The 20,862-nt window shown below is 54.4% G+C and carries 19 protein-coding genes and 1 riboswitch; of the genes, 11 read left to right on the top strand and 8 right to left on the bottom strand.

The features are described from left to right. Positions 1–24: 24 nt before the first annotated feature. The 5 genes from HUN04_25165 (at position 25) to HUN04_25145 (ending at position 4,524) form a co-directional block, all read left to right on the top strand. Positions 25–723, top strand: a complete 699-nt coding sequence (locus tag HUN04_25165) for a hypothetical protein (GenBank protein ID WDP92834.1) — start codon at positions 25–27, stop codon at positions 721–723. Next, positions 720–2,372, top strand: a complete 1,653-nt coding sequence (locus tag HUN04_25160) for an AMP-binding protein (GenBank protein WDP92833.1) — start codon at positions 720–722, stop codon at positions 2,370–2,372. Before HUN04_25165 ends, HUN04_25160 begins: the two co-directional genes overlap by 4 nt. After that, positions 2,372–2,809 (top strand): hypothetical protein, encoded by a 438-nt coding sequence (locus tag HUN04_25155; GenBank protein ID WDP92832.1) that lies wholly within the window; start codon positions 2,372–2,374, stop codon positions 2,807–2,809. Before HUN04_25160 ends, HUN04_25155 begins: the two co-directional genes overlap by 1 nt. A gap of 104 nt (positions 2,810–2,913) precedes the next feature. Beyond that, the gene (locus HUN04_25150; protein WDP92831.1) at positions 2,914–3,471 is read left to right on the top strand and encodes a tetratricopeptide repeat protein; all 558 of its coding nucleotides are present in this window, start codon (positions 2,914–2,916) and stop codon (positions 3,469–3,471) included. A gap of 312 nt (positions 3,472–3,783) precedes the next feature. Next, on the top strand, positions 3,784–4,524 hold the full coding sequence (locus tag HUN04_25145; protein ID WDP92830.1) for a transporter substrate-binding domain-containing protein: 741 nt from the start codon (positions 3,784–3,786) through the stop codon (positions 4,522–4,524). Between the two features lie 61 nt (positions 4,525–4,585). Here HUN04_25145 and HUN04_25140 read toward each other — a convergent pair whose 3' ends face one another. Further along, positions 4,586–5,887, bottom strand: a complete 1,302-nt coding sequence (locus HUN04_25140) for a CBS domain-containing protein (GenBank protein ID WDP92829.1) — start codon at positions 5,885–5,887, stop codon at positions 4,586–4,588. 65 nt (positions 5,888–5,952) lie between these two features. Continuing rightward, entirely contained in the window at positions 5,953–6,756 is an 804-nt protein-coding gene (locus HUN04_25135) for a hypothetical protein (protein ID WDP92828.1), read from the bottom strand. Between the two features lie 402 nt (positions 6,757–7,158). Here HUN04_25135 and HUN04_25130 point away from each other — a divergent pair, with 402 nt between their 5' ends. Beyond that, positions 7,159–7,821 (top strand): GntR family transcriptional regulator, encoded by a 663-nt coding sequence (locus tag HUN04_25130; protein WDP92827.1) that lies wholly within the window; start codon positions 7,159–7,161, stop codon positions 7,819–7,821. Here the strand turns inward: HUN04_25130 and HUN04_25125 are convergent. Next, positions 7,762–8,007, bottom strand: coding sequence for a hypothetical protein (locus HUN04_25125; protein WDP92826.1), 246 nt, complete (start codon positions 8,005–8,007; stop codon positions 7,762–7,764). The genes HUN04_25130 and HUN04_25125 overlap by 60 nt on opposite strands. A gap of 151 nt (positions 8,008–8,158) precedes the next feature. On the opposite strand from HUN04_25125, the gene HUN04_25120 reads away from it, so the two are divergent. From HUN04_25120 to HUN04_25100, 5 genes are read left to right on the top strand one after another with little or no spacing between them, the layout of a single operon-like run. Next, entirely contained in the window at positions 8,159–9,727 is a 1,569-nt protein-coding gene (locus HUN04_25120; GenBank protein ID WDP92825.1) for a sigma 54-interacting transcriptional regulator, read from the top strand. 25 nt (positions 9,728–9,752) lie between these two features. Next, the gene (locus tag HUN04_25115) at positions 9,753–11,297 is read left to right on the top strand and encodes a PD40 domain-containing protein (protein WDP92824.1); all 1,545 of its coding nucleotides are present in this window, start codon (positions 9,753–9,755) and stop codon (positions 11,295–11,297) included. A gap of 24 nt (positions 11,298–11,321) precedes the next feature. Next, positions 11,322–12,065 (top strand): C39 family peptidase, encoded by a 744-nt coding sequence (locus HUN04_25110; GenBank protein ID WDP92823.1) that lies wholly within the window; start codon positions 11,322–11,324, stop codon positions 12,063–12,065. A gap of 27 nt (positions 12,066–12,092) precedes the next feature. Further along, positions 12,093–13,175, top strand: coding sequence for a hypothetical protein (locus HUN04_25105; protein ID WDP92822.1), 1,083 nt, complete (start codon positions 12,093–12,095; stop codon positions 13,173–13,175). Next, on the top strand, positions 13,175–14,896 hold the full coding sequence (locus tag HUN04_25100; protein ID WDP92821.1) for an outer membrane protein transport protein: 1,722 nt from the start codon (positions 13,175–13,177) through the stop codon (positions 14,894–14,896). Before HUN04_25105 ends, HUN04_25100 begins: the two co-directional genes overlap by 1 nt. Before the next feature lie 616 nt (positions 14,897–15,512). Here HUN04_25100 and HUN04_25095 read toward each other — a convergent pair. The 5 genes from HUN04_25095 to HUN04_25075 all read right to left on the bottom strand — a co-directional run bounded on the left by HUN04_25095 (position 15,513) and on the right by HUN04_25075 (position 20,862). Beyond that, on the bottom strand, positions 15,513–16,349 hold the full coding sequence (locus HUN04_25095; protein WDP92820.1) for a hypothetical protein: 837 nt from the start codon (positions 16,347–16,349) through the stop codon (positions 15,513–15,515). A 143-nt stretch (positions 16,350–16,492) separates the two neighbouring features. Then, the gene (locus tag HUN04_25090) at positions 16,493–17,806 is read right to left on the bottom strand and encodes a hypothetical protein (protein WDP92819.1); all 1,314 of its coding nucleotides are present in this window, start codon (positions 17,804–17,806) and stop codon (positions 16,493–16,495) included. A gap of 42 nt (positions 17,807–17,848) precedes the next feature. Then, a riboswitch (cyclic di-GMP riboswitch) is annotated at positions 17,849–17,945 on the bottom strand. A gap of 90 nt (positions 17,946–18,035) precedes the next feature. Beyond that, positions 18,036–18,638: a hypothetical protein gene (locus HUN04_25085; GenBank protein ID WDP92818.1), complete on the bottom strand. Its 603-nt coding sequence runs from the start codon at positions 18,636–18,638 to the stop codon at positions 18,036–18,038. 204 nt (positions 18,639–18,842) lie between these two features. Next, positions 18,843–19,754: a hypothetical protein gene (locus HUN04_25080; protein ID WDP92817.1), complete on the bottom strand. Its 912-nt coding sequence runs from the start codon at positions 19,752–19,754 to the stop codon at positions 18,843–18,845. 73 nt (positions 19,755–19,827) lie between these two features. Further along, positions 19,828–20,862: a DUF2156 domain-containing protein gene (locus tag HUN04_25075; GenBank protein ID WDP92816.1), complete on the bottom strand. Its 1,035-nt coding sequence runs from the start codon at positions 20,860–20,862 to the stop codon at positions 19,828–19,830.

Below are 20,862 nucleotides of genomic sequence, written 5' to 3'. Positions count from 1 at the left end.
ACAGGGATATGTTAGGATCTGCCCATGCTCGGATTTCTGAAAAAGAAAAAAAAGACCGATCCTGAACCATCCGGGGAGGCTGCTGCTCCCGAAAAGACCGACGGCAAGGAGGCCGCCTCCACGCCCGCCCCCAAAAAGAAAAAAAAAGGCGGGGGGATAAAAAAATGGATTTTCATCGTTCTGGTGCTGGCGGCCTTCGGCGGTGCCGGATATTTTGTCTATGCAAAATATTTTGCCGCCCCGCCCCCGGGCACCCGGATCTACAGGCCGGTGCCCATGGCACATGTTCAGCTGCCCGAAGAAATGATGGCCTTTTCCTTTCAGCATTTCCCCGACCTTTACGATGCCATGGCGGTATACAATTCGGAGATGGATCTATTTGAAGCCGAAATAAAGCGCATTGAGGCGGTGGCGGCCAAGTATCCCGACCAGAAGAAAATTGCCGAGGGCCAAAAAAAAGTTTGGGTAAAAGGTAAAAATACGCTATCTAAAGCCTTTACCAAGCTTGAAAAGCCGGTAAAAGAGGCCTATGTCCTTTACCAGGTCAATCAGGCCAGAGGCCGGGAGCAGATTAAGGCCAAATCAGAAGAACTGGCCGACTCGGCCCGGGATGCCCTGAAGACAGCGCAGGAATTGACTGCCGTACTCAAAGAAAATGCCCCCAAGCCCCCGGAAGGATGGGTCGGCGGCACCATTTACAAAATTAAAAAGATCTTCCAATGACACGTTACAGCAATATTTCACTGGGGCTGACAGCCTCCGCCGAAAAATACCCCTATAAGCGGGCCGTGGTCTATCCCGCCGGCCGGGACAGGGCCGGCAGGGTCATGTACAGCCACCTGACCTTTGCCCAGCTGGATAAACAGTCCGATGCCCTGGCCTACGGCCTGGAAAGCATGGGGATTTCCCGGGGCATGCGCACCATTTTGATGGTCAACCCGGGCATGGAATTTTTTCTCACCGTATTTGCCATGTTCAAGGTAGGGGCCGTGCCCGTTGCCGTGGATCCGGGCATGGGCCTGGACCGGATGCTGCAATGCCTTCAGCAGAGCCGTCCCAAGGCCTTTATCGGCATAGAAAAGGCCCATGTGCTCAGAACCCTGCGCCCCGGATATTTTAAGACCGTAAAACACTGGATCACCGTGGGCAAACGGTGGTTCTGGGGCGGATACACCCTGGACCAGCTCCTGGCTGCCGGCCGGGACGAGCCCTTCCACCGTGCCCAGACCACCTGGGACGAAACCGCAGCCATTGCATTTACCACCGGTTCCACGGGCCCGGCCAAGGGGGTGGTCTACACCCACGGCAATTTTGAGGCCCAGATCCGCCAGATCCAGGCCCATTTCCAGGTCGGCCCCGATGAGGTGGACCTGCCCACCTTCCCGCTCTTTGCCCTCTTTGATCCGGCCCTGGGCATGACCGCCGTGATTCCGGATATGGATCCGACCAAACCGGCCTGTGTGGACCCCACCAAAATCATCGAGGCCATTGAAAACCAGGGGGTCACCAATATGTTCGCCTCCCCTGCCCTGCTCAACCGGGTGGGCAGCTACGGAAAGGAACACGGGGTGAAGCTGCCCTCCCTGAGGCGGGTGGTTTCGGCGGGTGCCCCGGTGAGCCCGGCCAACATCGAGCAGTTTTCCACCATGCTTTCGGAAAACACCCAAATCCACACCCCCTACGGGGCCACAGAGGCCGTGCCCATCATCTCCATCGGCTCCCATGAAATCCTGTCGGAAACCAAAAAGCTGTCGGAACAGGGTTTCGGCATGTGCGTAGGCCGGCCCATCTGCGACACCGCCATCAAAATCATCAAAATCAGCGACGATCCCATCACCCAGTTCCGGGAGTCCCTGGAAGTGCCGGAAAACCAGGTTGGTGAGATCATTGTCAAGACAGAACTGGCCACGGCCCATTATTTCAACAACCGGGAAGCCGACCTCCTGGCCAAGATCCCCGACCCCGACGGTAAATTCTGGCACCGCATGGGCGACCTGGCATGGAGGGATTCCAAGGGAAGAATCTGGTTCTGCGGCAGGAAAGCCCATAGGGTCGAAACGGGCAAGGATGCCCTGTACACCATCCCGGTGGAAGCCATTTTCAACAACCACCCCAGGGTATTCCGCAGTGCACTGGCAGGGGTCGGCCCCAGAATCAGCCAGATTCCGGTGGTGTTCATTGAGCCTGCTGAAAAAATCAGGGATACCAAAGCCTTTATCCGGGAACTTCGGGAACTGGCCAAATCCAATCCCCTCACCCAGGGAATTGAGCATATTTTCATCGAACCTGATTTCCCCGTGGATATCCGGCACAACTCCAAGATTTTCCGGGAAAAACTGTCGGTTAAGGCCAAATCCCTGTTAAAGATGTAATGACGATGACCACCGGGCGCACAATAAACAGATTTTCCCACGGTCCCGTCAAGCTGCTGGCCGCGGTTCTGATGCTTCAATGGCTGTGCCTGGGCAGCCTGTTTTGTGCCGGCGGGATCTGCCCCCTGACGGCAGCCCACGGGTTATCCACATCCTGCTGCCTGCAGGCCTCCCCTGGCGGAACCGGAGCACCCGCATTGCACACCGCCCCGGGCCGCCATGCCGGACAGCATTGCTGTGAGGAAAATACCTGCGCCCTCCCCGTACAGACTGCCGGCACCCCGACGGATCAGGTGCGGGCCAACCTTTTTGCACTTATTCCGGCGGCAAGCTGTCCGCAGCCGGATCTCCCCCAGCGTTACCTGTCAATGGCGGCCAGGCCCCGAAGCCTTTTGGCCATCCCCATATTTTTACTAAACCAGTCATTCTTGTGTTAACCCGGACTCCGCTATCCCATCTTTTGTCATTTTTTAATTGATCTCCAGCCTTTTAAACGGCCAGGGGATACCTGTATCACCCATACACGACAAACGGAGTCACCATGAATAAAAAACAATTTTCACGCCATTCCATGGTATTTATCATCATCACCATCGCAGTCGCCAGCTTCATCGGCGGCGCCGCCCTCAGTTCATTTCAGCTGGGCAGCAGTCCTTCCCCTGCCGGGCAGCCCGTGCCCTCGCAGATGGACAACCGGATCACCGCCCTGGAAGCGGCGGTAAAAAAAGCACCGGACACCCCTGCCGCCTGGATCGAACTGGGTAACGCCTATTTTGATTCCGACCAATACCAGGCATCCATTGACGCCTATGCCAGGGGGCTGGCGCTGGATCCCCTTAACGCCAACGCCCTCACAGACATGGGGGTGATGTACCGGCGCAGCGGCCAGCCCCAAAAAGCGGTGGACGCCTTTAACCGGGCCATTGCTGCGGACCCCAAACATGAGACCGCCCGCATGAACAAGGGCATTGTCCTGATCAACGACCTCAATGATACCAGGGGGGCGGTGGCGGCCTGGGAAGGCCTGCTGGAAATCAATCCCTTTTTCATGGTAGGGGGCGGCAAAAGCCTTAAAGAGGTGGTTGCCTCCTACAAATAAAGACATGGCTGCCCCCCTCATATACGGGGGGCAGCCGGAACTTAGAACTCAGGGTGCCCACGGTTATTGAAAGCATTTCCATCCAGGGGAAACCGGTTCGGGGCATCCTGAATCTTTTTCGATTCCAATTTTCGGCATCCAAAATCCCCGCCTTTCTTTTGATTGTATATCCCCTGCTGCGTCGGCAATTTTGTTGCAATTCAACCAAGCGATTGATACTATAATTAAACACCGTGCATCCCGCTTTTCTCTTGTAGATTTGATAACGATCCTGTCATTTTAGTTAATCCGGCCACGAAAGATATGATAATTATGAAATATCTAAATCAAATTATTCTTATCGCTTTCATTGTCTGCTGTACTGGGACACACCCTATTTATGCGGAATCCATTACGATTGCAGCCGAAGATGACTGGATCCCCTATGCCAGACAAGATGGTACGGGGCTGGCCAATGAAATTATCAGGGCGGCCTACGAAAGTATTGGAATCCGGGTCAAGTATGATGTAATCCCCTATGCCAGAGTTCTTCTTTATCTTGAAATCGGGCGGTATATCGGTGGATTCAATGTCCCGCTTGATAAAACAAGTGTCAGCAGGTATATCCTGGGGAAAAAACCGCTTTTTAACGCCGTCTCGGCATATTATGAAAATATAAACAACCCGTTAATTGCAAGAAACCGGGACCAGCTCACACATGGTGAAAAAATTGGTGTGGTGCGCGGCTACGGTTATGGAAACCATTACCTCGACTCCGTGGGAGAGGGGCTCATCATTGAAGAGGTGAGCAATTCTGAAATCTCCAATTTAAAAAAACTGGCTCTTGGGAGAATCGACGGTACCATCATTTACTCAAAAACGGCAGACATCCTGATAAAACAACTGGCCTTGGATACCAAAATACGGTTTGCTTTTATCAATGAATCGACGCCGATTTATCTTGCCTTCTCAAGGGCGCATCCAAAAGGGCAATATTTTGCCGATAAATTTGACGAGGGGATGATAAAAATACAAACAAATGGTGTTTATCAAAAAATCATGAACTCATACTGACAATCAAATTCCCGGAGGATATCCGGGATAATAACCGGGAATTTGATTAAAAAGCCCCGCCCTAATCCGGCAGAAGGTCGTAAAAGTAGAGCATGGCATCGGACCGGGTAATGATGCCGATAATCTTTCCGCCCTCCATCACCGGAAGCCTTCCGATATCGTGCTTTATCATGAGCCGTGCCGCTTCAATGGCGCTCTTGTCATGGGAAATGGTGATCAGATTCCGGCTCATGATGGACTTTACCGGAGCCAGCATCTGCTTGCTTTTGCGCACCTTTTTAAAGTCCCGCCTGGAAATCACCCCCACCAGATTGTCCTCGGCATCCACCACGGGCATCCCGGTGCAGCCGATGTCCCTGAGCAGCATGGCCACCTCTTCCACCGGAGTGGTGTCCACGACGGTGACCACGGGATAGGACATGATGTCAGAAAGCATCACCGAGGTATATTGGTTGCCCTTGAGCAGTTCCAGGATCATCTCCTTCACCGTATCCGGATTGGCGGACTTGAGCAGGGCCGATCCGGCACCGGGGTGTCCCCCGCCGCCCATGGATCTCATCATAAAGCCGATATTCACCTCATCCACCCCGCTGCGGCCGATGATCATGCACTTGTCCCGTTCCGTATCCTTGAAAATGCCAAAGGCCACATCCACGTTGACGATCTCCCGGTACATCTGGAGCACCATGGCCAGATTCTGGACCCGGCCGCTGATTTCCATCTCCGAAAGGCTCAGGGTGAACCCGTTGATCTCGCTGCGTTCGGCCCGCTGGATCATTTCAAAAAGGATGTCTTTCTGTTTTTTGCCGTAGGCGGGCTTTAAAAAGGTGGATAAAATATTCAGGTCTGCCTTGCGGTCCAGCAGGAATCCCGCAGCATAGGCGTCTTCCGCAAGTGTGGAGGGAAAAGACAGGTTGCCCGTATCCTCGTAGAGCCCCATGAGAAATAGGGTGGCCTGGATGGGGGTGAGCAGTTTGCGCTGTTTTTCCATCTCCTGGACCAGCATGGTGATGGTGGCCCCGGTTTCCCTGATATGGGTTTCGGCCCCTTCCATATCCCCTTTGACATGGTGGTCCCAGATAATAATTTCCAGATCCTGCGCTTTGGCAAGGGGGGCCAGGCGCTGATCCAGCCGCTCCCAGCTATGGGTATCCACCACAATGAGGGTCTCAACCCGGTCGATGTCGATCTCCTTTGGATCGTAGAGGTTGAACAGGTCCTTGTGAATGGATAAAAAGGCTTTTAAGTTGGCGTTAATGGAAGCCGGCAGCACCGGCTTGGCATCGGGGTAAACCAGGGTGGCGCCCACGAGACTTGCCAGGGCATCAAAATCAGATCCTTTATGGGTGGTGATAATCTTCATATTTCCTCATAATTTCATACAAACCTTAAGCAGGTATTATAACAACAGGCTTTTGAAAATCAACATCAAGCCCCATTTATAATACCGGCGGCCCGGAACCGGGCCAGTATCCGGTCGTGGTGGGATCCTTTCCAAAAAACCTGCCCGCAACCGGGGCAGCGTAGGAAATCATGGAAGTATTTTTGGGTTTTGGGCTCCAGAAGGTGGTAGACCTTTGCTTTTCCGACCGGTGCCAGGGGCCGGTTGCACCGGACGCATCGGGTAAAAAAACGATGGGGGGCGGGAGACAGGCCGAAAAAATGGAGGGTTTCCAGCAGCTGGGCCATGGGCAGGTTCTCCCGTATGCGCCGGGCAAACCTGTTTTTTTTCCGGAAAAGCAGCCGGGTGTCCCGGGTCAGGACGATACGGCCCTGGGCGTCCGCCTGTTCAGCGATCTGTCCGTCGGCCATGGCCCGTGCAAGACAGACATCAAACCCCAGCAAAATCATATACCGGCCCAGCTTCATCACATTGAGGTCGGCGATGAACCGGAACCGTTTTAAAGGCCGTGGCCGGAGCAATGAAGGCCGGAACACCTCAAAGGGCGGATCAATACCGGTGACCTCAAGTGTGCCTGGGGGGCCAGGAATAAAGTTAAAATCCACGGCCCCTCCGTTGAACCGGATCTCCCCCACCTCTGTATGGGGAACGCCCAAGGACTCTATGATATCCTTTACCGATGCCCGCCGCCGGATATCAGGCGTCCGCCACGGGGTCCGGTGCTTATGGCGGATAAAAAAGAAAAGGTCCTCGGAGAATCGGATGCGAAGTCCCGGAGGATGGTCGGGCGACAGGGCGTGTTGCCGTGGGGTTTTTCCGACATGCGTCATCTGCAGTTTCCCTTTTATCCCGTGGGGCTCAAAACGTGATTTTTTCCCGGCAATTGCCGGCAGATTGACCCCCATTGTGTTTCCAGTATCCACCTTGCAGCAGCAATAATAATATTTTCCAGGAAAAACGTCATATGAAAAATTATTCCCCGGTTTATCACTATATCCGAAAACAATATCCGGTTTGCTCTTCCCCCCCGCTGGCTGGGCGATTTTCATATCAGGCGGGTCACCCTTTTAGGGGGATTAAACCGGAATCCCTTGACATTGGTCATTTGATAGGAGAGAAATAAGAACAAAATTGAAAGCCGGTGTGCTGTCGACCCGGAGTTTCAATGTCATGTCACCCGAATAAACAGATTTCATCAGGCGGTCAGCGCCCTGGAATCAAAGGCTGGTACAATGCTTAAGCGAGAAAATCTTTCTGATAAACTGGTTGATATTTATGCCAAAAAAATCATTCACAACGAATTAAAATCCAACGACATTATCGTCGAAACACAGATTGCCAAAGAGTGGGGGGTCAGCCGCAGCCCGGTCAGGGACGCGCTTCACATTCTTGAACGGCAAAAATTAGTGGACAAGCATAAAAGCGGCAGTTATATCGTGAGGGAACTGACACTTTCCTACCTGAGGAATTTCCATGACATGGTCACCATGTTTTACCAGTATTCCCTCCTAAAAGCGGCAAAAAAACACACACCCAAAGAGTTGGCCTACCTACTTTCCCTCGTTGAAACGGTTGAAGCCAGTGTGCCCAACCAGGATTTTGACGCATACGTTGACGCCATTACCGGTATTGGCATGATTCTGCTGAAAATCGCGGACAACCTGCTCATCGAAGAGTTCGCACAGGAAATGCAGTCGGCCCAGGAACGTATCCAGTATTTTGCCATTTCCCTCTGCCCCGACCACCTTAATGAGACATCCAGACACATCCGGCAGGTCTATGAGCATCTGGCCAAAAACGACTCCCAAAAAGCGGCAGAAGCATTCAGCCGATTCTTAACCGCCATCACCGATGTCTTCAACCAGGCCTATGAGGCCAACACCGTATCCTCCTAAAAACACCTTTCCAGCACCAAATCCAAGCTCTTTTTTACCAGCAAATACAAATATATAACCTGTTTTTAACGCAAATTCAGCAACTTGCCCCTGCGCTATACAAATATTTACAAATTTAAAAACTTCTTGACATCTATAAAAATATCCTTTAAGTCCAAAATCAGTAGACGGTCGACCATCGACCATAGTAACGCCGTTATCTTTCCGGATAACACATAGATTGCGCTGACTAACTGACCTGACTCTCAACAGTGATTACAACCTGAACCTGAAAGTATTCTCCGGAAAACGGCTCAAAAGCGGGCAAACATTGGTCTTATTTATCGAAAAGGGGGCAATGATCCGATTAGAGAGAACAAAAGAGCATCAGGATTCAGCCGTAAAGGCCGTGTTAAACGGCCGGGGCTTTTCTACCCAAGACCTCCGTTACCGGGAAAAATATGTAGCGCTGATGGAAGCGCTCTTTCCCGTTGTTGACAATTCAGACATTTTTACCCGCATCGTGATGATATCCAACACCCTCTTTGGTGCGGAACGGGGGGCGCTGTTCTGGTTTGAGGGCGGCAGGTTCACCCGGACCCCCGTCATGAAATCAGGTGTCAACCTCACGGAACAAGAGGTGCTCAGCCCCCAGTTTAAATCCAATTTCAACCTGGTGCTCTCTGCATTCAAAGAGAGAAATTTTGTTAAAAAGGTGCTCAAGCCCGCCATCCGGTCTATCATCGAAGAAACAAAAGACTGGTCTGCCGTGGGGGTGCCTTTAAAGATCAGGGGTGAAATCAAGGCGGTGCTTTACCATGACCGTTTCCATTCAAAGGCCGGGCTGGACTTTTTTGCCGGGAGGAATAACAGCATGCCCGGCCTGATCATCCGCCACTTAAGCTCTTTTGTGGAATACGGGCTCAATCTCCAGGAGAAGGGGACGGGCCGCCGGCCCAGCGCAATCAGGAGAGTGGCACCGGCCCTTCCCGGTCACCCGAAAATCCTGTACCAGTCCCAGGTCATGACGGACCTGATCCATGAGGCAGACCAGGCCGCCAGATCTGATACATCGGTCCTGATTCTCGGAGAAACCGGTGTGGGCAAGGAGCTTTTAGCCCGCCGCATCCACAGCAGCAGCCTGCGCAGGGAAAATCCCTTTGTCACCATCAATGCCACCACCATTCCGGAGGGCCTGTTTGAAAGCGAATTGTTCGGCCATGAAAAGGGATCGTTCACCGGGGCGGAACGGCGGAAGAAAGGACTCATTGAGGTGGCGGACGGAGGGACGCTGTTCATCGACGAAGTCGGGGAAATGCCCCTTCACATGCAGGTCAAACTGCTCCGGGCCATCCAGGAAAAAACATTTTACCGGGTGGGCGGCACCCAGATCATTCATTCGGATTTCAGGCTGATTACGGCCACCAATTCGGATTTAATGCTGGAAGCCTGCGAGGGCCGGTTCAGAGAGGACCTCTACTACCGCCTGAACCTCTTTTCCTTCACCATACCGCCTCTGCGGGACCGCTCTGCAGATATCACGGTGATTGCGAATTATTACCTTGAGCACTACTCACGAAAATACAGCAAGGAAAACCTCTCCTTGGATGAAACAGCCAAGAATCTGCTGCAGGCCTATTCATGGCCCGGCAATATCAGGCAGCTTAAAAACGTGATTGAAAAAGCGGTGATCATGACCGCTTCCGGGGAACCGCTTCAACTGAGCATCGCTGCCAACAGTGCCAAGACGGACTTGCGAACCCCCTTTGCCGATACCCCAACCCTCAACGAAATCAACCGCAGATATATCCTGCATATACTGGATAAGACCAAGGGAAAAATCAGCGGTCCGGGCGGGGCGGCCGAATTGCTGAATATAGGGCGGACAACCCTGACAGCCAGGATGAAACGGCTGGGGATTAAATAATCGTAAATCCGTTATGATAAGGAGAATGATGCAGGTTAAAACCGACAGCCCGGGTAAAAAAAAATCGGGGAAAAAAACATCGTTTGTGAAGCTGTGTATTGTTTTACTGGTTTCCGGATGGCTGGGTACAGCCCTGGCCAGTCCGTCTGACACCTCACCCTTTACGGAAAAGGCAACCTCCCTATGGCGGCTGCAGGGGGACTGGCAAATCTTTCTGCCCTCGCTGAAGGTGGCACGGGGGGCAGACAAATTTGCAGTGGTGGCCAAAAACAGCAGCGGGTTTGCCGTCATTGACGGCCAGGGCGATCCAATCCCCTACGACTCCATTGGAAAAGGCACCCCGGTATTCAGTCCCGACGGCCGGCGCACCGCCTATACCGCGAAAAAAGACGGGAAATGGCACATGGTTGTGGACGGCGCCATGGGCCCGGGATACGACGCGGTAACCAGCCCACGGTTCAGCCGGGACGGGGCACGGTTTCTCTACATCGCACAGGCCAACGACCGTCAGCACGTCGTGGTGGACAACAAGGCGGGCAAAGAATGGGCGGGCATTGTCAGTAAATTCACCAGCCCCTGTTTCAGCCCGGACGCAAAGCATGTGGCCTATGTGGTCTATGAGGATAAAAAATTTAAAATGGTTAAAGACGGCCAGGCCGGCCCCGGTTACGATGCGGTAAATCCGCCTGTATTTTCCCAGGATTCCTCCAGGCTGGCCTATACGGCACAGGACCAGGGCAAATTCTTCATTGTGGACAACGGCGCCCCCGGCTCCAGGTTTGACAAACTGGGGATGTTCTCCTTCAGTCCGGATTCCAAAAAGCTGTGCTATGCCGCCCAGACCGGTAAAAAATGGGCCATGGTCAGCCAGGGGGAGAAGGGCCCGGCATTTGACCGGGTGGCCATGCCGATTTTTTCACCGGATTCAGCCACCCTTGCCTATCTGGGCATCACCGGCAAGGAGTGGACCATGGTGGTCAATAATAAAGTGGGGCCGTCCTTCGACGAAATCGCCGTGCTCCAGTTCAGTCCGGACGCCAGCCGTTACCTTTACAGCGCCCGCAAAGGCAAGGCCTGGCATCTGGTCTCCCCCGAAGGCCCGGGCGCTGCCTATGAGCGTGTCGGCCTGGCCAGTTTCAACCCGGACGCCAGCCAGACTGCCGCCGTTGTTCTTGATAACGGCAAGGCCAGCGTGGTGGCCAACGGAAACAAGGGCCAGGCCTACGACGCTGTCCGGCCGGTCATTTTCAGCCCCGACGGCAAGCGTATGCTTTACATGGCCAAAAAGGGCCACCAGTGGACCGTTGTGGTGGACGGCAAGGAAGGCCCGCTATATGACGGTGTGACCCTGCCGGTATTCAGCCCGGATTCCGCCCATGTGGCCTACCTGGCCAAAAAAGACCGGTTATGGCTGCTCAGCGTTGACCACCAGGAAGGGCGTGCACGGTTTGCCGGTGCCCTGAAAGGGGCGGGGATCGTGTTTGACGACGCCAAAAAATTCCATACCCTGGTGCTCTCCCCCGGACACCTGGAATTCTACCGCATGGACGTTACCATCCATGACAGTTAACCCTTTTGCCCACGGGAGCCCGGTATGCATATTCTGGTAGCATTCATCGTCATCGGCGCACTTTTCAGCCAGTTTTACCCCATGAGTGAAACGCCGAAAAAAGAGATCACCCTGTTGAGCAGCACGGACCAGGCCAGCGCCATCCGCACCCAGGTCACCCCCCAGAAGGAGTTCGCCAACCGGGGCATTACCCAGCAGTCCCACGACTTTTCCTGCGGCTCGGCTGCCCTGGCTACCCTGCTCAACGGCCAGTTCGGAGAATCCTTTTCGGAAAAACAGGTCATCAAGGGCATGCTCACCTACGGGGATGCCCAGCTCATTGCCAAACGCCGGGCATTTTCACTGCTGGACATGAAGCGCTTTGTGGTGAAGCTCGGTTACCAGGGCAACGGATACAAGGCCAGCCTCCAGGATCTGGAGGAGCTGGAACAGCCGGGCATCATCCCCATCAAAATTTTCAGCTACCGCCATTTTGTGGTGTTCAAGGGGATGGCCGGGGGCCATGTCTTTCTGGCGGACCCCTGGCGGGGCAACATCAGCTTTCCCCTAAAAGAGTTTGAAGAGGCCTGGTATGACCATATCGTCTTTTTGATTACCGACGGGGTGCCGGCTTCCTGGGGGGCGCTGCGCCTGACTGAGAATGAGTTGCGGATCGTGGATGAAGATGATGTCAGAAAACTGGCCTCCGATCCCATGTACACCCCGCGCCTTCCCGACCGGAGCATTCACAACGGCCCCGGCGCCATGGATGTGTATAAAAGAAACTAAAATCTAAAGAGAAAGGATCCAATTGCCGTGCATTTACTCAAACTGAACTCCTATCTTCCCCGGATGGCCGGCATGGCCGTGATCATGGCTGCCCTGAGTATGCTGATTCTCCCCATGGCCCAGGCCCAGGACAGCAAGGCTGATGCCCTTGAACAGCGGATCGAATCCATGGAAGCCGAAATCAAGCGCCTCAAGGAAGAGGCCGACGTCCGCAAAAAACTGACCCCCACGGAATCCGAACAGGAAGAAGCCGAAACCGAGGCCCTGTTTGCCGCCGGCCGGGAGTACGCCACCCTCAAGAAACACACCCTGGGCGTGGAATACCGGTTCAACTACGCCTATAATTCCTATGACATTATCAGCCAGGCCGTATCGGTGGAGGAACAGGTGGACCACACCCTGACCAACACCATATTTGCCGAGTACGGCCTTAGGGATAACCTGGCCGTGAACATGAGCCTGCCCATTGTCTACAAGTACGACCGGCTGGGACAGAGCGACGAGGACAGCGTCACCGACCTGGGCGACCTCTCCCTGGGAGTCACCTACCAGCCCTTCAAGTCCAGCGACACCTTTCCCACCACCCTGTTTTTCGGCAACCTCACCCTGCCCTCGGGCCGCAGCCCCTATGAAATAAACGTGGACAACGATATCTCCACGGGCAACGGGGCCTGGGCAGCAACTCTGGGGGCAAGCTTCTCCAAAACCCAGGACCCGGTGGTGCTCTTCGGCAGCCTCTTTACCACCTACTACCTGCCCATCAAGGACCTGAACCAGAACCGGGGATCAGATATCCTCAGGGAAGTGGAGCTGGGCTCCAGTGTCGCCGCCTCGGTGGGGTTTGCCTTTTCCCTCTCCTACACGGTGTCCATGAACATCAGCTACGCCTATACCTACACATTTGAAAATGACTATGAATGGGCCTACGGCGGCACCAGCTCATCGGGCACGGCCACCCATTCCACCTTCAGCCTGGGAACGGGCTGGCGGATCTCCCCGAAAACTTCGGTGAGTGTCAAACTCACGGTGGGCCTGACCAGCAACGATTCGGATTTTGCCTTTTCCTGCCGGATCCCCTTTAACTTCGACCTGTCAAAGAAAGAGGAATAATGACAGCCCCGGGCGGGTCCATTACCATCAAGGGTGCCAGGATGCTTTTCCTGGCCCTGATCTTTACTCCCGGACTGGTTTTATTTTTGTGTCCGCCCCCCGCCCGGGCCTCCATGCACGAGCAGCTGCTCATGGACGCCCGGTCACTGGCCCTGGGCAACGCCGTGACCGCTGACCCGCCCGGAATCATGTCCATGCATTACAACCCGGCCGGCCTCTCCAACATGGCCGAGGACTTCCAGGTCATCAATTCCTTCGGCGGCCTGAGCATCCATGCCGAATCCCGGTTTGGCTATGACGGCCCATTTGCCGATTTTCTCCCCGGCGAATACGTGGATCCCCTGGCCAACACCGCCGGTAAGGCCACGGGCTTTGTGCTGTACATCCCGGGATACGGAGACTCGGTCACCCTGCCGGCCACCGTGGCCCTGCCCACTAACGCGGGCATCTCCTACCGGGGCAAGGATTCCAAATTCACCTTTGCCACCGGCCTGTACTCGCCTCTGATCGGCGGGTTTGACCGGGCCGGGGCGGACAATCCCCTTCGCTACGGTACTAACAGCTACTATTGGCAGCATTTGATGATCTCTCCGTCGGTGAGTTACCAGGCCACCCCCACCCTCTCCTTCGGGCTGTCCGTGGGCCTGGGGTTCGGAGCCATGGGTATCTCAACCGACGTACGGCTGCCCAATATCATGGTGGCAATAACCGATATCCTGGGAAAAAACACCGAAGGCCTGGAGATCCCGCCCTGGACCGACCTGACCCTTCCCCCTCCCTGGTTCGCCGGTGGGCTTCACCCCTATGAAAGCCCGGCCTCCCTGGACTTCGGCGGGGTGGACAACTTTGCCCCCAGCTACAACCTGGGGGTGCTCTGGGAACCCTGGAACTGGTTTTCATTCGGCCTGGTCTACCACAGCCCCATCCGCCAGGAGATCACCGGGAATTATACCATGGCCTACTCTGAAAATTTCCAGGACATGGTTTCCTGGTTTGCCTCCAGCCCGCTTCTCATCGTCGGCTCGGCCATCCTGGACCTTCCCACCCAGCGCACGGCTGCCCAGACCGGCACATTTACCACGGACATGACCATCCCCAGGATGGTCCAGACCGGCATCAAGATCAAGCCCTTTAAATTCATCAGCATCCTGGCCGACGTCAACTGGGCCCAGTGGTCCATCCGCACAGAGGACAGAATCGTTTTCGACCAGGACCTCCAGGCCCTGCAGCTGGCAAAACTCATGGGATACACCCACGGGAACCGGGACTTTGTGCTGAAACGGAACCTCAAGGACAGTCTCAATTACAGTATCGGAGTGGAAATCTTTCCCACGGACTGGCTGACCCTGCGGCTCGGGTACCAGCGGCGGAACTCCTCGGTGCCCCTGGAGTACATCGACACCATATGGAACTTCCCGGACTGGGACGTTTACAGTGCCGGATTCGGCATCAACCTCACTAACGGGATGGTCATCGATGTGGGCGCGGCCTGGGCCAAATCCGAAACCCTGAAAGTCTCTCCGGGCCAGAGTGAGCATCTGAACAACACGGAATTCACCTATCCCATTTACAACCCCTACGCCGGCCTGGACTATGAACAGGATTTTGACATCTACCTCTTTGGTGTCTCCGTATCCATGCCCCTGTCCCTGGCCCACCACATGGCCGAAGAGACTTTCGGGCACCTGGGGCACCTTTTCTCCCTGCTCAATCCCTTTTGACCGGGGAAACCGCATTTCGCCCGGTTTACTTTCCATAAAGGCAAAAAATTAAAAATTTCAAAGACATAGGCAGAAGGTAGGGATTACATATACAATCTTATAATAAGTTGCCTTACACCCGGCCTTGAACGGGAAGGGGACGCCACTAAATCTCCGCAGGTCGTCCTGACCTGCTGCGAAGCGAGCGGTCTGCCGCCTGTGCCGTCCTGGCGCCGTCAGCCCTTCACGCCGCGGAGCCCCCTTCCCGCCCAAGGCCTGGACACCCAGATTTGCCAAATGCTCTGACAAATGCCAGGTTCGGCCCCATTAAAAACAATCCGAATTTACTCTGTTCCAAAGTCTGCACTGAGGGCCGGATGTGTTCCGTAACACGGCGTCAAAATGATCTGTTTTTAGAAAGCGTTATGCGCCGGAACGAAAAAATACGTTTTGTTTGAGGCGCAGCCGAGTTTAACGGATTGTTCGTGGAGGTGTATTACGATTTCTTAAACAGATCACTCGCCGCGTTCCGGGGCATCCGGCCCGGTCTCTCAATTTCTTATAAATTTTATAGACAATACACCGGTAAGATAATCCGTCGCAAACTTTATATCTGTTTGCCAGGTAACGGACTGCTCTATGGAGAAAAAGTGACGGTCAGCCGGTGGGCCGTGATACCGTCCAGGACCACGGGGCCGAATGAATTGCCGCCCAGGGAGATGTCCTCCATGCGGATGGAGCCGGAAAAGGGGAGGGAAAATACAAGGTGGGTGGTGCCGTTGATATCGGTGCCCACATCAATGCTTGCCGGCGAAGTGTCGAGGTTCCCCAGGCTGAACTGGCCGTCCATGGCCCAGGTTGATGGATCTTCGGCAGCGCCGGTGGCGGTCTGGCCGACGTGGATGCCGCTGAGGGACAGCATGCTGCCGGCCGTATCATAGGTGTAATCAAAGGAAGATATGTCCAGGGAGATGCCGGCGTCGAACTCCACCCCCGAGGACCCGTCCAAATGGTGGGAAAACCGCAGGGAGGAATCCGGAGAGAGGGTAACGCCGTTCAGGTCCAGGGCCCCCAGAGATTGACTGCAGAAAACAAAATCCTCGACATGGTAGGAGATAGGATTGGCAAAGGGACTCAGGTTCATAGACAGGATGGTCCGGCCATCGGCCGTGGTGCCCGCATCCATAATAAAGGGAATGCTGTCAATGTTGGATATCTTTACCCCGCCAGCGGCCCCATCATCCACTGAAAAGCCGTTGAAGGCCATCCAGTTAACAGGATCAGAGTCGGTATCGGAAATGGCAATGGTGTCAAAATAGACGGCGAACCGGGTGTCCATGACAACGGTGATGCCGGCCTGCCCCGAGATATCTGCAAGGGTATCCTCTCCGAGCAGTTCCATCTCGGCCCGGACCGAACCTGATGGGACTACAGCCACCAACATTACGATCAAAATCAGGAGTATTCGCACCAAAAAACATCTCCTTGCAAAGCGGGTAGGGGTAAAAACGCCTGTTAGAAGAATAAAAGGGGCGTGCCGGAAAAGCTTTTCCGGCACGCCGCTCTTTTTAAGGTGGGCTGCCATAATTTACATGGCACTCACCATTGAGCAAAGGCTTAATGGGCAGAAATGCTGACCAGACCGTCTACAGCGACTTGGGCACCGGCCACGTAGATGTTACCCAGGACAGCGTTGTTTGCCATATTCACGTCAGAACCGATGGCGGCAGTGGCTTCAAGGGAACCCATGGAAATATTGATGGCAGTGTCATCACCCAGCCATACTTCGTTGGTTGCATCCCATGTCAAAGCGGCAGTACCGTCGGCATCACCCAAGGACAGGATCACCTGGGTAGCGGACAGGTCGCCAGGATTGGCTGCCATGAGGCCGGCCAGTTTGTGCAGAACATGCTGTTTGTAATCGGTAGACAAAGCCAAATCTGTGGCCACACCTGTAGTGTCAAGAATGGTTGCCACATCAATGGCTACTTTACCATCAATCTTCAGATTATCGATGTCCAGATCGGCCAAACCAACATAACCGCCTGTTACGTCGGTATCAACATCATAAACAGTATCCATGCCGTCTGAATCACCCCACGCCAGGGATGCGATATTGATCTGATCGAGGTGAACCCCCATATCCAGTGTTACACCGGACTTACGGCCTTCTGTGGTGATATTCACAAAATTGCCGGCTGCGCCACGGACGACCATTCCCTGGATATCCAGGGTGCCAAGTTCCTGACCCAGAGTTTTTTCGCTGCCCAGTTCAAAGGTCATGTCCATGTTACCGCTGACCTCAAAGGTTCCCAGTCCGATACGGACGTAGGCAACATCTTCACCAGTACTATAGGTGTCATATTCAGAGCTGCTGGCAACGTCAATGGTCAGCACTTCCAGAGCAGTCTTATCAATCCCCACAGCAAAGTCATTATAGGCATTATAGGCGGCTACGTCATCAGAATCACTGGAAGTAGCAGCCGCACCGACCAGACCTGCGACAGCATCAGCGTATTCCGTTTGATATGTGGTGTTTGAAGGATCAGACTCAAGATTAGCCTTGGCAGTAGCGAAGGCTCCCGCGGCAGTCAATACAGCAGTATCAGAAGAAGAGGCGGCTCCGGTGGCTAACGCTAAAAATTTCACTTCTTTGTTACCGGAGTGGTCACTTCTCAGACCAACAAAAAATGACCCGTTCATGTCGCTGACACCGACCCAGCCGCCGTCTTCTGCGCCTGCTCCGTCAGTACCGTCTGAGTCGCCCCAGGCGATGGTGTCCACATGCAGAGCCACGTGGGTATCAATGGCGATGGAAACACCGGCCTGGCCGGTGACGTCGTTCATCTGGTCGTCCTGCATGGGGGTCAGGGCGAGGGCGGTGAAGGGGAACAAGAAAAGAGCTGATACGATTGCGATCAATTTCTTCATAGTTAATTCCTTTTTTTGAAAATCAGGTTTAAAAAAAGAATCATAGGCAACCCGACTATCCCTTATCCTGATATAGGTCCGGGACTCGTGGTTTTCCGCTGCCGCAGGGTTGTTTGCCCCGGCATTGGCTTTTTCTATGAAGGGTAACGCACTACCTTTTTACAACGCTGGTCCATCACCTCCTTTCATGTCTTTAATATGTATGTTGAAAACTGTGTAAAAATACAGTTTACCACCCGATTTTAAAGGAGACCCCGTTGTCCACTTCCAGGGTGACCAAAAAGGGCTCGTTGGCCAGGGAAATGACCATGGGACCTAAATTCTCCCGCTGGTGCGCCGTCCCTTTGATGGTGCCGGTGAAGGTCCCGATGGTGGTTGAGATGGTGCCGGTGACATTGTTGAACCCCATGGTGATGCTCTGCAGGGTTCGTCCGGAGGGATTGTCAATATCTGTGAATTTTGCCTCCAGCACAAAGTCTTTGAGCACCAGGTCCGAGCCCAGGTCGCCCAGGGAGACATTCTGCCAGTTCTGGTCCCAGCCCTGGCCGCTGCCGTTGTCCCAGTTCCCCATCTGCATGGCATCCATTGTGGTATAGGTGGAAACATTGAGGTTCAGGTCAAGGCGGGCCTCGTCAAGGGCCCCCCGGGTCAGGGTGAACTTGGAAAAGCCGGCTGCCGTGACCTCGGAAAGTTCGCTGTCCGCCATAATCTTCATTTCGGCCAGGGCCGGCGACGACAGGGCCACCATTAAATACAAACCGATGAATACCGTGAACACCCACCTGAGACTCAAGGGGGGGATGGTTTTTATAAAACTGACAATCCGGTCCATTGAAAAACGCCTCCCTGGTTAAAATAATGGAAAGTAAAACTCAGCTGTTTTTTGTGTTTCAATTGGTATTTTGCAAATGGCATACCGTCGCTTTTATTTTTTTTTTAACACCTTGAACTCAAAAGAAAATTATAGTTTGCTAAGTTTCCTATCCGGTCTGTGTTGGCAATATGGTGGCAACAAGTGAAAATATGTTGGAATCCATCAGGGTCTGGTTTCGGTAACGCTGACTTTGCCGTCCACCACTGCGGAGGTGCCGCCCATGTAGATTTCACCCAGCACCGGCTGGCGGGTCTGGGGGGCACCTGTGCCGATGGTGGAGGTGGCCTTGAGCATTCCCGGCCGGATATTGCCGCCAGGATCCATGTCAGAGAAGATGGTTTCCATGGTGCTGTAGGCGGCCACCGGGGCATTTTCAAATCCCTCCAGGGTGAAGACAAACCCGGTATCGGACAGGCTGCCGAGACTGGCGGCCAGGATGGCGGCCAGGCCGCCGAACACATCACGGCCCGTCAGGTACAGTGTACTTACCGATGATGTCATCTGGTCGATGTAAATCCCCGTCTGGTTCAGGCGGGCAATCCCGTTGAGGCCCAGTTTTGCCAGAAGATCCAGTCCGTCCACATTTAGACCGTCCAGGTTCAGGGCCCCGGTTAAATGGCCGCCACGCCCCCCTGGGGTGTCAGAATGGCTGCTGCCCCCATCGTCCGGGTCCCCCCATGCCTGGGGCCTGGTGTGAATATCACCGAGAAGGGCTTCCAGGGCAAGGGTCACTCCCGGAACAAGGTCCCGGGGAAGGTGCCCCCCCTGGCTGCCGCCATAGGTGATCAGCATCCGGTAACTGTCGGCATCCGTTTCAGGGTTGACGGCCTCTTCTTCCCTAGCAGGGGCTGCCGCAAGGTCGCCGGCCCCGATCCACCCCGCAGCCCTCCCGGTTTTCCCCGCTTCGGGGCCGCCCCAGGCATCGGTCTCAAGATGCAGGGCCGCGTAAACATCCAGGACAATTGAAACGCCGGCCTGGCCGGACGTATCCTGCATATCCTTCTCCTGCATGGGCGTAAGGGCCAGGGCAGCCAGGGGAAAAAAAACGGCGGCCATTGCAAAAAATCTGTTCATGGTCGGTTCCTCGGCCTTATCTTCCTTTTTTTAATTTGCCTTGGCTTGCACCAGGAATATTCCTGGATTCAGCCTATATCAGGTTGCACAGATGGAACATGGTCACAAAGCCCTTGATGGGGACCCGGCTGTTGTGCACCGCAAAGGTCGGCTCCTCTGTCCCCCTGAATCGGGATTTGGTAAAATCAATCCCCTTGAAATTATAGAGAAAATTGAGGCGGCGGAGGGTGAATTTAAGCATCCGCCGCAGGGCGGTGGATTCGCCTTCCATGGGCGCATCATACAGGGCCAGGGGGGAAAGCCCCAGGTGGATAAAAGGGATCCCTTCTTTTTTAAACTGCTGCATGGCCTTGACCATCAAAAGATAAAACACCCCCTGGGGAAAGGTTTCAGATGCCCTGCTCACATTGGGAACATAGGATATGACCCGGTTGTTTTCATACACCGGATCAAAGAAAATAAACCCGATCAGCTCGTCGCCCCGGTAGGCAAAAAACCGTCTCATCCCTTCGGTATATGCCATCTCCATGGGCCGGATCAAAAAAATGATTTCACGGCTTTTGCACCGCCTGGTTTCAAGCCAGGACTGGGAAAGGGCCCTGCAGGATGCGTCCTCCCGGCCCTCGGTCACCACAATCCCCTGTTTGGCGGCCCGGTTCACCGCCGTCCGGATCACCTGCTTTTTTTTGCCCGACAGGGTCCAGTCTGACAGGTCGATCACGGTTTCCTTTCCAAAGCAGGTGGCATAAAATCCGGTTTTCTTTCTCAGTTGCCCGGCCACCGCCGGCGACACCTGGATAAAAACCGGATTGGGATATTTTTTTAAAAATGCATCCAACAGCCGGTCCAGCTCCCCACTTGCACAGACCGGGTCGCCCAGGCAGACCGCGGTGCCCCATTTTTTCCGGTAGGCAATATACCCCGCCCCCTCAAGGTCAAAATAGCGCATCTTGGGCTGAAGGGCGGAAAAGGACATGGCATGACCGCCAAAGGCCTTTAGGTAGTGAATGCGTTCTGAAAAGGTAAAGCCCTTTGCCTCATCCGATGCCCATACCCCCGAGGGAGTCCGCCTGAGTTCTAGTCCCGCATCAATATTGAATGCCCCCAT

This window comes from Desulfobacter sp. (genome assembly GCA_028768525.1).
In the GTDB taxonomy this organism is placed as follows: Bacteria; Desulfobacterota; Desulfobacteria; order Desulfobacterales; family Desulfobacteraceae; genus Desulfobacter.
Note: the sequence above shows the minus strand (reverse complement) of the source record. Positions and strands in the feature narration are given on the sequence as shown.

What these genes read in the sequence shown, in the direction of transcription:
- HUN04_25165 (WDP92834.1), top strand. Translation starts at nt 25, where the DNA reads ATGCTCGGATTTCTGAAAAAGAAAAAAAAGACCGATCCTGAACCATCC.
- HUN04_25160 (WDP92833.1), top strand. Translation starts at nt 720, where the DNA reads ATGACACGTTACAGCAATATTTCACTGGGGCTGACAGCCTCCGCCGAA.
- HUN04_25155 (WDP92832.1), top strand. Translation starts at nt 2,372, where the DNA reads ATGACGATGACCACCGGGCGCACAATAAACAGATTTTCCCACGGTCCC.
- HUN04_25150 (WDP92831.1), top strand. Translation starts at nt 2,914, where the DNA reads ATGAATAAAAAACAATTTTCACGCCATTCCATGGTATTTATCATCATC.
- HUN04_25145 (WDP92830.1), top strand. Translation starts at nt 3,784, where the DNA reads ATGAAATATCTAAATCAAATTATTCTTATCGCTTTCATTGTCTGCTGT.
- HUN04_25140 (WDP92829.1), bottom strand. Translation starts at nt 5,887, where the DNA reads ATGAAGATTATCACCACCCATAAAGGATCTGATTTTGATGCCCTGGCA.
- HUN04_25135 (WDP92828.1), bottom strand. Translation starts at nt 6,756, where the DNA reads ATGACGCATGTCGGAAAAACCCCACGGCAACACGCCCTGTCGCCCGAC.
- HUN04_25130 (WDP92827.1), top strand. Translation starts at nt 7,159, where the DNA reads ATGCTTAAGCGAGAAAATCTTTCTGATAAACTGGTTGATATTTATGCC.
- HUN04_25125 (WDP92826.1), bottom strand. Translation starts at nt 8,007, where the DNA reads ATGGTCGATGGTCGACCGTCTACTGATTTTGGACTTAAAGGATATTTT.
- HUN04_25120 (WDP92825.1), top strand. Translation starts at nt 8,159, where the DNA reads ATGATCCGATTAGAGAGAACAAAAGAGCATCAGGATTCAGCCGTAAAG.
- HUN04_25115 (WDP92824.1), top strand. Translation starts at nt 9,753, where the DNA reads ATGATGCAGGTTAAAACCGACAGCCCGGGTAAAAAAAAATCGGGGAAA.
- HUN04_25110 (WDP92823.1), top strand. Translation starts at nt 11,322, where the DNA reads ATGCATATTCTGGTAGCATTCATCGTCATCGGCGCACTTTTCAGCCAG.
- HUN04_25100 (WDP92821.1), top strand. Translation starts at nt 13,175, where the DNA reads ATGACAGCCCCGGGCGGGTCCATTACCATCAAGGGTGCCAGGATGCTT.
- HUN04_25090 (WDP92819.1), bottom strand. Translation starts at nt 17,806, where the DNA reads ATGAAGAAATTGATCGCAATCGTATCAGCTCTTTTCTTGTTCCCCTTC.
- HUN04_25085 (WDP92818.1), bottom strand. Translation starts at nt 18,638, where the DNA reads ATGGACCGGATTGTCAGTTTTATAAAAACCATCCCCCCCTTGAGTCTC.
- HUN04_25080 (WDP92817.1), bottom strand. Translation starts at nt 19,754, where the DNA reads ATGAACAGATTTTTTGCAATGGCCGCCGTTTTTTTTCCCCTGGCTGCC.
- HUN04_25075 (WDP92816.1), bottom strand. Translation starts at nt 20,862, where the DNA reads ATGGGGGCATTCAATATTGATGCGGGACTAGAACTCAGGCGGACTCCC.